The organism is Methylobacterium sp. FW102-HT35C08, assembly GCF_058790235.1.
In genome coordinates, this window is the sequence record NZ_JBYTCL010000002.1 from 6027258 (window position 1) to 6040375 (window position 13118).

Here is a 13118-nt window from a genome sequence, read left to right on the forward strand (position 1 = left end):
GTCGCGGTTCCAGGCATACCGGGCCCGGCCGCTCACCCGCGCGCCGGGCCTCTCTCATCCAGACCACACGAAAGGGATCGCCATGGCCAACATCACCGCCGCGATGGTGAAGGAGCTCCGGGAGAAGACCGGCGCCGGCATGATGGATTGCAAGGGCGCGCTCAACGAGACGCAGGGCGACATCGAGGCCGCCGTCGATTGGCTGCGCAAGAAGGGTCTCGCCAAGGCCGCCAAGAAGGCCGGCCGCGTCGCCGCCGAGGGCCTGGTCGCCGTCGAGTCCGCCGGCCATCACGCCGCGGTGGTCGAGGTGAACTCCGAGACCGACTTCGTCGCCCGCAACGATGCCTTCCAGGCCTTCGCCCGCGAGGCCGCCAAGATCGCCCTGAACACCGACGGCACGCTGGAGGGCCTCCAGGCCGCCCACTTCCCGGGCGCCACCGAGACCGTCTCCGAGAAGCTGCAGGCCCTGATCGCCACGATCGGCGAGAACATGAACCTGCGTCGGGTCACCAAGCTCGAGGTCAAGAAGGGCGTTATCGCCTCCTACGTGCACAACCAGATCTCCGAGGGCCTCGGCAAGATCGGCGTGCTCGTGGCTCTGGAATCCGAGGGTGACGTCGACGCTCTGTCGGCGCTCGGCCGTCAGATCGCCATGCACGTCGCGGCGACCAATCCGGTGGCGCTGGACGCCTCGGGCGTCGATGCCGCCACGGTGGAGCGCGAGTCGAACATCCTGCGCGAGAAGAACGCCGGCAAGCCGGACCACGTCCTCGCCAAGATCATCGAGAGCGGCCTGAAGAGCTACTACAAGGAGGTCACCCTCCTGGATCAGCCCTTCGTGCACGACGGCTCGAAGACGGTGAGCCAGGTTCTCAAGGAGGCCGGCTCCAAGGTCGGTGGCCCTGTGACCCTGACGGGCTTCGTCCGCTACGCGCTCGGCGAGGGCATCGAGAAGGAAGACGGGCCGGACTTCGCCACCGAGGTTGCGCAGCAGGCCGGCCGCGCCTGATCGCACCGGCCTCGTGTGATTTGAGCCCCGTCCGGCGCGAGCCGGGCGGGGCTTCGTTTTTTCGCAGGCCGGATCGTGTTCCACGCCGGATCGTGTTGCGGCGCACACGCCATTCTGCCGCGCTGCGCTAGGTTCTACGCATGGCTTTGAAATCCTTCTCCTACCTCATGATCGGCGTGTTCGCGTCCGGTCTTGCAATGACCGTCCTCGGCGCCGTCGGCGTTCTGGTCGGCAGCTGAAAACGGGCGCCGGCCTGCCCTCAATCAGGCCGGCGCCTCGCTCGCGCACGAATGAATCGTGAGGCATCCGCGCGTGTGTCGGTGCCGATTTCGCTGGGACGCCCTACCCGGATCCGCCGCAACCCCTCGACGCGGCTCCCGCGCCTGACGTAGAAGCCTCCCGGCTTGCCCGATACGGGATGGAGCCGGGAGACCCGATGCCGGATACGACGCCGTTTCGCCGGATCTTGCTGAAGCTGTCAGGCGAGGCACTGGCCGCCCCGGACGGCTATTGGCTGCATCCCCCGACCCTGGCGGGGTTGGCCGAGGACATCGCCCGCACGATCGAGGCGGGCGCCGAGATCGCCATCGTTGTCGGCGGCGGCAACATGATCCGTGGGGCCCGGATCTCGGCGGCCGGCTGGATCGACCGGGCGACCGGCGACTCGCTCGGCATGATGGCCACCGTCATGAACTCTCTGGCCATCGAGACCGCGCTGAACGCCGCGGGTGTTCAGGCCCGCACCATGTCGGCAGTCTCCATGCCGACCATCTGCGAGACCTACGCCCGTCAGCCAGCTCTGCATCACCTCGACAAGGGTCAGGTGGTCGTCCTGGCGGGCGGCACCGGCAATCCGTTCTTCACCACCGACACCGCCGCCGTCCTGCGCGCCGCCGAGCTCCGCTGCGATGCCGTGCTCAAGGCGACGCAGGTCGATGGAGTCTATTCGGCCGATCCCAAGACGGACCCGAGCGCGACCCGCTACGACCGCATCACCCATGACGAAGCGATCGCCCGCGACCTCAAGGTGATGGACACCGCCGCCTTCGCGCTCGCCCGCGAGAGCAAGCTGTCGATACTCGTCGGCTCGCTGCACCCGCCGAGTTCGATCGCCGCGATCCTATCGGGTGAAGCGCCTTCCACCCTCGTGGCGCCCTGACGGAGCCGTCTGTCCGGCGGCGTTCCGGGGCCGGCAGCCCACATCGTCATACCGAGGCCGCGCGCGGCGCCCGGGATCCGGACGCGCCGGTAGGCAAGAGCAAGGCACCGTCCGGGGTTCTGGTTTCCGGGCTCGCCGCCGGGGCCCCGAAATGACGGCACACGTTGCACCTGCCCGTTCCACCGGCCCCGACGGGCTTGGGTGTGATCCGACCGGAAGACGGTTTGCGGCCCTGAAAAAATTCGTCCATTGAGGCCGCGACTGCCCGCGCCGGGCTCAAGACCACGTCAGACGTCTCGGGACGACCCTCATGGCCACACCGGAATTCGATCTCAACGACATCAAGCGCCGCATGCAGGGCGCTGTGTCTTCTCTCTCGAAGGATCTCGGCTCGCTGCGCACCGGGCGCGCCACGCCGTCACTCCTCGACCCGATCCAGGTCGACGCCTACGGCTCGATGATGCCGATGGCCCAGGTCGCCACGGTCAGCGTTCCGGAGCCGCGGCTCCTGTCGATCTCGGTCTGGGACCGCAGCATGGTCACGGCCGTCGAGAAGGCGATCCGCGAATCCGACCTCGGCCTCAACCCGCAGACCGAGGGGCAGACCATCCGGCTCCGCATCCCCGAGATGAACGAGCAGCGCCGCAAGGAGATGGTCAAGGTCGCCCACAAGTACACCGAGGAGGCCCGCGTCGCCGTGCGCCACGTGCGCCGGGACGGCCTCGACCACCTCAAGAAGCTCCTGAAGGACAGCGCCATCTCGGAGGATGACGAGAAGCGTCAGGCCACCGACGTTCAGAAGGCGACCGACCAATACATCGCCGAGATCGACGGCGTGCTGGCCTCCAAGGAGAAGGAGATCATGCAGGTCTGAGGCGAAGGGCGGGACGCGCGTGACCTCCGCCGCCGCACCGGCCGCGCGTCCCTCGGGGCGGCGCGAGCTGTGGCTGCGCGTCGCCTCGGGCCTCGTGCTCGGGGCCGGCGTGCTGGCCGCTTTGGTCTATGGCGGCTGGCCCTTCGCGGGGATCTGGCTCGCCGCTGGTATCGTGGGCTACGCCGAGTGGATGGTGATGAGCCGCACCGAGCCCCGCGAGGTGCTGATCGCGCTGGGCGCGGCGACGCTCGGCGCGCTGCTGTTGTGCCAGCGCGGCGGCGCCCCAACGCCGGCCTGCCTCGCGGTCCTGCTGCTGGGTGCCGCGGCCTGCGCGACGGTGGCCCGGACCGGCCGGGGGCGGCTCCGTGCCTTCCTCGGCGTGCTCGGCGCGGCGGCGATCGCCGCGGTGCCGGTGGCCCTCCGCGACGATCCCGCCATCGGCCTGGTCGGACCGGCCTGGATGTTCGCGGTGGTCTGGTCCACCGACATCGCGGCCTACTTTGCCGGCCGGAAGATCGGCGGCCCCAAGCTGATGCCCCGGGTCTCGCCCAACAAGACATGGTCGGGCGCCCTCGGCGGCCTCTTCGGCGCGGTCGCGGCCGGGACGCTGGTCCCGGTGGTTGCCGACCTCGCGGGAATGACCCTGCCCAGTGCCGCCTCCCTGCCGGTGGTGGCGGGCGTGAGCGCGCTGGCCTCCGTCCTCAGTCAGGCGGGGGACCTGATCGAATCCGGTCTCAAGCGCCATTACGGCGTCAAGGATTCGGGCAAGATCATCCCGGGCCATGGCGGCGTCATGGACCGGCTCGATGGATTCTTTGCGGTCGCTCTGCTGGCGGCTGTCTATCTCGCCCTGCGCGGGGGCGGTCTGATCACGTGACGATGAGGGAGTTGAACCCGTGACCCAGATCGTCAGCGTCTTCGGCGCCACCGGCTCGATCGGCCGCTCGACCGCCGACCTGCTGGCCCAGCATGCCGACCGGTTCCGCGTCGGTGCCCTGGTCGGCGGCAAAGATCCCGTCGCGCTGGCCAAGGTCGCCCGCGAGCTGAACGCCTCGTTCGCGGCGCTGGCCGACGAATCCGCCGGCCCTGCGCTCGCCGAGGCCCTGTCGGGCTCCGGCATCCCGAGCGGAGCGGGGGAGGGGGCCGTCATGGAGGCCGTCGCCCGGGACGCCGATATCGTCGTTGCGGCGGTGAGCGGGGCGGCCGGGCTGAAATCGACCCACGCGGCGCTCCGCCTCGGCCGCAAGGTCGCGCTGGCCAACAAGGAAAGCTTGGTCTGCGCCGGCGACGCCTTCATGCGCGACGCTGCGCGCTATGGCGCCACGATCCTGCCGATGGACTCCGAGCACGACGCCCTGAGCCAGGCGCTCGCCGGCCGGCCGCTCGCCGACGTCCGCACCATGATGATCACGGCCTCGGGCGGCCCGTTCCGCACCTGGACCCGCGAGCGGATTGCCGCCGCCTCCGCGGCCGAGGCCGCTGCCCATCCGACGTGGTCGATGGGCATGAAGATCAACATCGATTCGGCGAGCCTGATGAACAAGGGCCTCGAGCTGATCGAGGCGCACCACCTGTTCGGCATCGAGCCCGAGCGCCTGGACGTCGTGGTGCACCCGCAATCGGTGATCCACGGCATGGTCTACTGGCTCGACGGCGCCGTGACCGCCGAGCTGGCGCTGCCCGACATGCGCGTGCCGATCTCGCACTGTCTCGGCCTCGGCGACCGCCTGGCCATCGAGCGGGGTCGGCCCCTCGACCTTGTGAAGCTCGGATCGCTCACCTTCGAGGCGGCGGACGAGGCGCGCTTTCCCTGTCTGCGGATCGCCCGTGCGGCGCTGGCGGCGGGCGGTGCGGCGCCGACCGTGATGAACGCGGCCAACGAGATCGCGGTGGCGGCCTTCATCGCCGGCCGGATCGGCTTCTACGGGATCAGCGATCTCGTCGAGCGCGCCTGCACCCACTTCGCCGGGCAGTACAGATCAGCGCCGGCCGACGTCGACGAGGCGCTCGCCATCGACGCCCATGTCCGCGTCTGGAGCGCCGAGGCGCTGCCGGAGCTGCGCGCGGCAGGCTGAACCCCGTCTTCGCGGGCGCAGCCAAGCCAAGACGGTCGCCGCCGGAGCCGCGCTTCAGCGCTCCGGCCCATAGCCGGCCAGGAACATCCGAACCGCCTCGTCGACCTGATGGCGCATCTGGGCCGCGTCGGCGATGCCGCCGGCCCCGAACAGCAGCCGAGTCAGAAGGCCCGCCTGGCACAAGTGCAGGAAGTGACGGGCCGCGAGTTCGGTATCGGCGATCCGCAGCCGGCCGGCCGCGACCTGCGCATCGAGATAGCCTGACAGGCGCTCGACGCCGCAGGCCGGGCCGGCCTCGTAGAAGGCCAACCCGAAACGCGGGAACTTCTCGCAGGCGCCGATCACCATCCGAACCACCAAGACGTGCTCCGGACGGCACATCTCGGTCAGGAAGCTGGTGCCGAGCCGCGCCAGCACGCCCGGCACGTCCGGATCTCCGGCATCCAGGGTGAAGAGCGCCTCGGCGAGGCTGGTCTTCTCCTGGATGATCAGCGCCTCGAACAGGTCTTCCTTGTTCTCGAAGTAGACGTAGAGCGTGCCCTTGGAGACACCGGCCGCCCGGGCGATCTCACCCATGCTGGCGCCGTCGAAACCCGCCGACAGGAACACCGTCCGCGCGCCGTCGAGGATCTGCCGCCGCTTGTCGCCTTCGTGCTGGGCCTGACTCCGCTCCAGCACCGCACCCTGTGCCATCGTTCCGCTCCGCGTCCGAGACGCCGCCACGCTTGACCGAACCGTTCGGTCAACATAATCTGCGGCGTCTTCCGAGGCGCGTCAAGACGCGTCCTCCTCATTGACCGAACGGTTCGGTCAGTCATCTTGAGGCGCTGAGATGTCCCTTCGCGAGGACGCCGATCGGCCCACTTCCGGTATCGAGAGCCCTGCCGAGACCGGCTCGGACGAGCGCGCGGAGCATGCGGCGCCCCGTGTGCCGGCTTCCACGGCGGCTGCGCCGGCAAGCCCGGTGGCGCCTTCGGACGCGCCGAGGCGCAAGCGGCCCCTCAGGAGGCTCGTCCTGCTTGGATTCCTGGCCGCCGCACTCACGGGCGGTGCCTACCAGGGCTGGCAATGGTGGACCGTCGGGCGTTTCTTCGTGGCCACCGATGACGCTTACGTGCAGGCCGATATCTCGGTGCTGGCCGCAAAGGTGCCGGGCTATCTCGAAGCGGTCCCGGTGGTGAACGGACTGTCGGTGAAGAAGGGCGCCGTCATCGCCAAGCTCGACGACGGCGATTACCGCCTCGCGCTCCAGGCCGCACAGGACAAGCTCGCGACCCAGGAGAGCACGATCGCGCGAATCGGTCGGCAGGCCGAGGCGGCGCAGGCGCAGGTCGCCCAGGCCGCCGCGCAGCTCGACGCGACCCGTGCCGACGCCGTCCGCGCCCAGACCGACTTCACCCGGGCGACGCAGATGCAGGCGGATTACGTCGCCAAGTCCCGCATCGACCAGACCCGCGCCGACCGCGACCGGACCGAGGCTTCGGTCAAGGCCATGGAGGCCGGCCTCGTCGCGGCCCGGGCCAATGTCGACGTTCTGCAGGCGCAGAAGCGCGAGGCGGAGAGCCTCGCGGCGGAGCTGCGCACCGCCGTCGACCGGGCCCGGCGCGACCTCGACTTCACGGTGATCCGCGCACCGTTCGACGGCGTGGTCGGCAACAAGGCCGTCGAGGCGGGTGCCTACGTGTCGCCGGGTACCCGGATCGCCGCCCTCGTGCCGCTCCAGAGTGTGCGGATCGACGCGAACTTCAAGGAGACGCAGGTTCAGCGCATGCGTCCCGGCCAGCCGGTCACGGTCACGGTCGACGCCTATCCGGACCGCGAGATCCACGCCGTGGTCGAGTCGTTCTCGCCCGCCTCCGGCTCGGTGTTCAGCCTGCTGCCGCCCGACAATGCGACGGGCAACTTCACCAAGATCGTCCAGCGCCTGCCCGTGCGGGTGCGCGTGCCGGAGGACGTCGCCCGCGAGGGGCTGCTGCGGCCGGGCCTGTCGGCGGTGGTGCGGGTCGATACCCGCGCCGGTGGGGACCGATCCGTGCTGGACCGGGCCGCCGGCGACCGGCCGGTCAGCACCGCGAGCCGCTGAGGTAGGCCGTGGCCGCCACCGCCGCCATCCCCGCGGGCGCGCCGGCGCGCGCCGCCGAGCCGCCGCTGGACCGCCGCCGCATGGTGGCGTTCCTCTGCATGGTCTTCGGGATGTTCATGGCGATCCTGGACATCCAGATCGTCTCGGCCTCCCTCAACGAGATCCAGGCCGGCCTCTCGGCCTCGGGCGACGAGATCCCCTGGGTTCAGACCAGCTACCTCGTCGCCGAGGTGATCTCGATTCCGCTCTCCGGCACCCTGTCGCGGGTGCTCTCGACGCGCTGGATGTTCGCGATCTCGGCCGGCGGCTTCACCGCCATGAGCCTGATGTGCGCCACCTCCTCGTCGATCGGCGAGATGATCGTCTGGCGGGCCGCCCAGGGCTTCATCGGCGGTGGCATGATCCCCACCGTCTTCGCCGCGGCCTTCACGATCTTCCCGCCCTCCAAGCGGACCATCGTCTCGCCGATGATCGGCCTCGTGGCGACGCTGGCGCCGACGATCGGCCCGACGGTGGGCGGCTATCTCACCGACCTGATGTCCTGGCACTGGCTGTTCCTGATCAACGTCGTGCCGGGCATCTTCGTGACGGTCTCGACCTGGATCCTGGTCGATTTCGACGAGCCCAATTACGGCCTGATCAAATCGTTCGATTGGGCCGGGCTCGCCTTCATGGCCGGGTTTCTCGGCTGCCTCGAATACGTTCTGGAAGAAGGCCCGAACCACGACTGGTTGCAGGACGAGGCGGTCTTCACCTGCGCGGTGATCTGCGGAACCTCGGCGCTGCTGTTCTTCTGGCGGGTGTTCACCGCCAAGCAGCCGATCGTCGACCTGCGCGCCTTCTCGGACCGGAATTTCGCCAGCGGCTGCGTCGCCAGCTTCGTGCTGGGCATCGGCCTCTACGGGCTGACCTACATCTACCCGGTCTATCTCGCCCGGGTCCGCGGCTACTCGGCGCTGATGATCGGCGAGACCATGTTCGTTTCCGGCCTGTGCATGTTCGCGACGGCGCCGATCGCGGGCCGCCTGTCCGGCAAGGTCGATCCGCGCCTCATGATGGGGCTCGGCTTCGTCGGCTTCGCCTGCGGTACCTGGATCGTCACCGGTCTCACCAAGGACTGGGACTTCTACGAGCTGCTGCTGCCGCAGATCCTGCGCGGCTGCTCGCTGATGCTGTGCATGATCCCGATCAACAACATTGCGCTTGGCACGCTGCCGCCGGTGCGCATGAAGAACGCGTCGGGCCTGTTCAACCTGATGCGCAATCTCGGCGGCGCGGTCGGCCTCGCGCTGATAAACACGATCCTCAACGACCGCTGGGACCTCCATCTCACCCGGCTTCACGAGCGCTTCACCTGGGCGAACACGGCCGCGCTGGAGCGCCTCGACACGTTGCAGCGCGGCTTCGATTCCTACGGCAGCGCCGCGCCCGGCATGGCGCTGCAGGCGATGACCAACACGGTGCGGATCCAGGGTCTGGTGATGGCCTTCGAGGACGTGTTCCTCGCGCTCACGGCGTTGTTCCTGGCGATCGCCTGCGCCGTGCCGCTGATCCGCCGCCCGAACGCCGCGGCGGGCGGGGGCGGCGGCCACTGACGCTCCCGCCCGGCAGGCGCGATCGGAGCGTGCGGAATCGGACGGCGCGTGCGACCTTCGGCAGCCTGCGCGCAGGATTGCGTTGGCAGGGGGCGGCCCCGATCTGCTAGAACGGTTCGATGCCTGGCCCGAGAAGCCGGCGCGAAGACGGCCAGGGAACGGCTTATGGACTTCCTCAACGCGATGACCGGCACCGCCGGCGGCTTCTTCGGCGCCGTGATCCCGTTCCTGTTCGTGCTCACCGTCGTGGTGTTCGTGCACGAGATGGGCCACTTCCTGGTCGGACGTTGGTGCGGGGTCGGCGTGCACGCCTTCTCGCTCGGCTTCGGCCCGGAGCTGTTCGGCTTCAACGACCGCCGCGGCACCCGCTGGAAGCTCTGCGCGATCCCGCTGGGCGGCTACGTCAAGTTCCACGGCGACGTGAACGGGGCGAGCATGCCCGATCCCGAGGCGGTCGCCCGGATGAGCCCGCAGGAGCGGGCGATCAGCTTCCCGACCCAGCCGGTATCCAAGCGCGCCGCGATCGTCGCCGCCGGGCCGGTGGCGAACTTCATCCTGGCGATACTGCTCTTCGCCGGCGCGATCTGGCTCGGCGGCCGCTACGAGCTGCCCGCTCGGGTCTCGTCGGTCGAGCCCGGCAGCGTCGCCGCCCAGGCCGGCTTCCAGCCGGGTGACGTGATCACCGCCATCGACGGCGAGAAGATCGGCGACTTCAACGCCATGTACCGGACGGTGACCGGCAGCGCCGGGACGCCGCTGACCTTCACGGTCGAGCGCAACGATCAGCCGATCACCATCCAGGCGACGCCGGCCACCTTCGAGGACAAGACGCCGTTCGGCCGCCACCGGATCGGTCGCCTCGGCATCCGCTCGCCTGCCGGCTCGGAAGCCCGGCTGGTCCGCTACGGGGCGCTCGATTCACTCGATCTCGGGGTGCGCGAGACCTACTTCGTCGTCGAGCGCACCTTCTCGTATCTCAGCAAGCTCGCCACCGGCCGCGAATCCGCCGACCAGCTCTCCGGCCCGATCGGCATCGCCCGCGTTTCCGGCGAGGTCGCCAAGACCGGCGGCGTCGGCGGCCTCGTCGGTCTGATCGCGCTGCTCTCCGTCTCGATCGGCCTCCTGAACCTCTTCCCGGTGCCGCTGCTCGATGGCGGCCACCTGCTGTTTTACGCCTTCGAGGTGGTGCGCGGCCGCCCGCTGAGCGAGCGCGCCCAGGAGATCGGCTTCCGCATCGGCCTCGCCCTGGTCCTGATGCTGATGCTGTTCGCGGCCTGGAACGACATCCTCAACCTCGGCGCGTCCTGGCGGAACACCTGACGCGCCGCCGCCTCGAGCGGTCGCGCTGGGTATGCTGTCCGTGGTGCACGGGAAAGGATGCCTCATTCCCGCCGCGATCTCGCCGGGAGACCGCCCTGAACAGGCCCTCGCGCGGGTCGAAATCTCGGTTAATGCTGCGTTTGCAGGGGCGACGACGGGTCTGAAAAGGCTCGTCGTCGCAAGCGTTTACGGGTCGTTTACCACGATCTGCGGTTTGCCCACAGGCTGACCGCACCGTTAAGTGGCGCGAAGGCCACGACCCCCCAAAATCCCCTGACGATGGCCTCCCGCGCGTTTGCTTGGCAGGGGAATCCCGCTAAGAGCTACGCTTGGACCGAAGCCACGCTTGGACCAGGTGACGGGACGACCGGTCAACGGTCGCCTGAGACGGGCTAACCCCCGCGACCAGAACAGAAACGGGCGATTGCATGATGTCGTTGACGGGGAAGCGCCGACGCAAGTCGGTGCGGAGAACCATCGTCCTAGTCACCGCGGGTCTTGGCGTTGTCCTGAGCGGAGCCGCTCAGGCGCAGCAGATCGTCGTCCAGGGCAACCAGCGCGTCGATGCAGATACGATCCGGTCGTACGTGACCGGAACGGCCTCCGGCTCGGCCGAGGAGGCCCGCCGCAACCTGCTGGCGAGCGGCATGTTCTCGGACGTGAAGGTCGCCCAGTCGGGCGGGCGCACGGTGGTGACCGTCCGCGAGAACAACCTGATCAACCGGGTGGTCTTCGAGGGCAACAAGAAGGTCGAGAAGGCGACCCTCGAGGGGATCGTCGAGGCCAAGGCCCGCGGTCCTTACAGCGAGGCGATCATCAACGCCGACCTCGCCCGCATCCGCGACGTCTACAAGCGCTTCGGCCGCGGCACCGCCAAGGTCACCTACCGCACGGTCGATCTGCCCAACGGCCGCGTCGACGTGATCTACCAGATCGACGAAGGCGATAAGACCGGCATCATCTCGATCAACTTCGTCGGCAACAACGCCTATTCGGAGCGGACGCTGAAGGGGCTGATGAGCTCCTCGGAGATGAACTTCCTGTCGTTCATCAAGACCTCCGACGTCTACGATCCCGACCGCATCACCAACGACCTCGATCAGGTCCGCCGCTACTACCTGAAGAACGGCTACGCCGACTTCCAGGTGGTCAGCGCCGACGCGCGCTACGTCGAGGGCGAGACCTCGGGCTACGTCATCACCGTCACGGTGAGCGAGGGCGAGCAGTACAAGGTCGGCGCCGTGCAGGTGGATTCCCGCCTGCCGGGCCTCGACACCGCGCAGCTCAACAGCGACGTCGCCACCGCCGTGGGCGACGTCTACAACGCGGACGACGTCGAGAAGACGCTCAACAACGTCACCCGTCAGGTCAACCGCGCCGGCTACCCGTTCGCGCAGGTCCGCCCGACCGGCCAGCGCGACCCGGGGAGCCACCAGGTCTCCCTCGGCTTCGTGGTCGAGGACGGCCCGCACGTCTACGTCGAGCGGATCAACATCCGCGGCAACACTCGGACCCGCGACTACGTCATCCGCCGCGAGCTCGATATCGCCGAGGGCGATGCCTACAACCGGGTGCTGACCGATCGCGCCGAGCGGCGCCTGAACGGCCTGGGCTTCTTCAAGAAGGTCCGCTTCTCCAACGAGCCGGGCTCGGCCCCGGACCGCGTGGTCATCAACATCGACGTTGAGGATCAGCCCACGGGTTCGTTCTCGGTGGCGGGCGGCTACTCCACCCAGGACGGCATCATCGGCGAGGTCTCGGTCTCCGAGTCGAACTTCCTTGGTCGTGGCCAGTACGTCCGCCTCGCCGGCACGGGTGGTCAGTACTCGCGCGGCGTCGACTTCTCCTTCACCGAGCCGTACTTCCTCGGCTACCGCCTCGCGGCGGGCTTCGATGCCTTCTACAAGTACTCCGACCTGACCCGGTACTCGCGCTACGAGACCACGGTGTACGGCGGCCAGCTGCGCCTCGGCCTGCCGATCACCGAGGAGTTCGGCATCACCCTGCGCTACTCGCTGTACAACACCGAGCTGAAGGTGCCGAACACCCTCAAGCGGCCGTACAACGACTGCTCGGTCCCGATCCCCGGCTACACCGCGACCTACGCGGCAGGCACGATCGACCCGAACACGGGCCGCAACATCGGCGGCCAGGCGCTCTATCCGAACTGCGCGTATGACGGCGAGGCCTCGATCGCCATCAAGGGCTCGCAGGGCAACACCCTGACCTCGCTGGCCGGCCTGACGCTTGCCTACTCGACGCTCGACGTGATCGGCGCGCCGCGTAACGGCCTCTATGCCGAGCTGAAGCCCGACGTCGCGGGCCTGGGCGGCGACTCCAAGTTCTTCCGCGTGACCGCCGATGCGCGGTACTACAAGGAGATCTTCGAGGACGTGGTCGGCTTCGTCCGGTTCCAGGGCGGCCACATCTCGGCGATCGACGGCAAGCCGCTGCGGGTGACCGACGAGTTCTTCCTCGGCCCGTCGCTGGTCCGCGGCTTCGCGCCCAACGGCATCGGCCCGCGCGACGTCGGCATCGCCGACGCCCGCTCGAACGCGATCGGCGGCTCGACCTATATCGGCGGTACCCTCGAAGTGCAGTTCCCGCTGCCCCTCGTTCCGCGCGATCTGGGCCTGAAGGGCGCGCTCTTCGCCGACGCCGGCACGCTGTTCGGCTACAACAGCCGCCGCAACTTCGACGTGAACGGAGACGGCTTCATCAACGGCACGTCGCCGGTCACCGGGCGCTGCAACTTCAACGCCTTCAACGTCGGCGTCGAGCCGGAATGCGTGAACGTCCGCGACAGCGCCACGATCCGCTCCTCGGTCGGTGCGTCCATCCTCTGGAACTCGCCGCTCGGCCCGATCCGCTTCGACTACGCCTACGCTCTGACGAAGGATGAGGGTATCGCGGTCTACGTGCCGATCCTCGGCAAGTACGGGCACGTCGGCAAGGATCAGACACAGGCGTTCCGTTTCTCCGGCGGCTCGCGCTTCTGATAAA

The 13118-nt window shown here is 68.8% G+C and carries 10 protein-coding genes; 9 read left to right on the forward strand and 1 reads right to left on the reverse strand.

The features are described from left to right. The first annotated feature begins 82 nt into the window (after positions 1–82). From tsf to dxr, 5 genes are all read left to right on the forward strand, one after another. Positions 83–1009 (forward strand): translation elongation factor Ts, encoded by a 927-nt coding sequence (gene tsf / locus AC3WSN_RS28885; RefSeq protein WP_192706608.1) that lies wholly within the window; start codon positions 83–85, stop codon positions 1007–1009. A gap of 436 nt (positions 1010–1445) precedes the next feature. Further along, a complete protein-coding gene (gene pyrH / locus AC3WSN_RS28890) occupies positions 1446–2168 on the forward strand; it encodes a UMP kinase (protein WP_192706609.1) in 723 nt (240 codons plus the stop codon). A gap of 310 nt (positions 2169–2478) precedes the next feature. Next, positions 2479–3042 (forward strand): ribosome recycling factor, encoded by a 564-nt coding sequence (gene frr, locus AC3WSN_RS28895; protein ID WP_020092978.1) that lies wholly within the window; start codon positions 2479–2481, stop codon positions 3040–3042. A gap of 19 nt (positions 3043–3061) precedes the next feature. Beyond that, positions 3062–3919 (forward strand): phosphatidate cytidylyltransferase, encoded by an 858-nt coding sequence (locus tag AC3WSN_RS28900; RefSeq protein WP_192706610.1) that lies wholly within the window; start codon positions 3062–3064, stop codon positions 3917–3919. Between the two features lie 19 nt (positions 3920–3938). Next, positions 3939–5117, forward strand: a complete 1179-nt coding sequence (gene dxr, locus AC3WSN_RS28905; RefSeq protein ID WP_492542641.1) for a 1-deoxy-D-xylulose-5-phosphate reductoisomerase — start codon at positions 3939–3941, stop codon at positions 5115–5117. A 54-nt stretch (positions 5118–5171) separates the two neighbouring features. Here the strand turns inward: dxr and AC3WSN_RS28910 are convergent, their stop codons facing one another. After that, positions 5172–5810, reverse strand: coding sequence for a TetR/AcrR family transcriptional regulator (locus AC3WSN_RS28910; RefSeq protein ID WP_492542643.1), 639 nt, complete (start codon positions 5808–5810; stop codon positions 5172–5174). Between the two features lie 139 nt (positions 5811–5949). On the opposite strand from AC3WSN_RS28910, the gene AC3WSN_RS28915 reads away from it, so the two are divergent. The 4 genes from AC3WSN_RS28915 (at position 5950) to bamA (ending at position 13114) form a co-directional block, all read left to right on the forward strand. Continuing rightward, positions 5950–7200, forward strand: coding sequence for an HlyD family secretion protein (locus AC3WSN_RS28915; protein ID WP_492542645.1), 1251 nt, complete (start codon positions 5950–5952; stop codon positions 7198–7200). Positions 7201–7208: 8 nt separating this feature from the next. Continuing rightward, positions 7209–8795 (forward strand): DHA2 family efflux MFS transporter permease subunit, encoded by a 1587-nt coding sequence (locus tag AC3WSN_RS28920; protein ID WP_492542647.1) that lies wholly within the window; start codon positions 7209–7211, stop codon positions 8793–8795. A 165-nt stretch (positions 8796–8960) separates the two neighbouring features. Next, on the forward strand, positions 8961–10115 hold the full coding sequence (locus AC3WSN_RS28925) for a M50 family metallopeptidase (RefSeq protein ID WP_192706615.1): 1155 nt from the start codon (positions 8961–8963) through the stop codon (positions 10113–10115). A 428-nt stretch (positions 10116–10543) separates the two neighbouring features. Next, entirely contained in the window at positions 10544–13114 is a 2571-nt protein-coding gene (gene bamA / locus AC3WSN_RS28930; RefSeq protein ID WP_192706616.1) for an outer membrane protein assembly factor BamA, read from the forward strand. Positions 13115–13118: the final 4 nt, after the last annotated feature.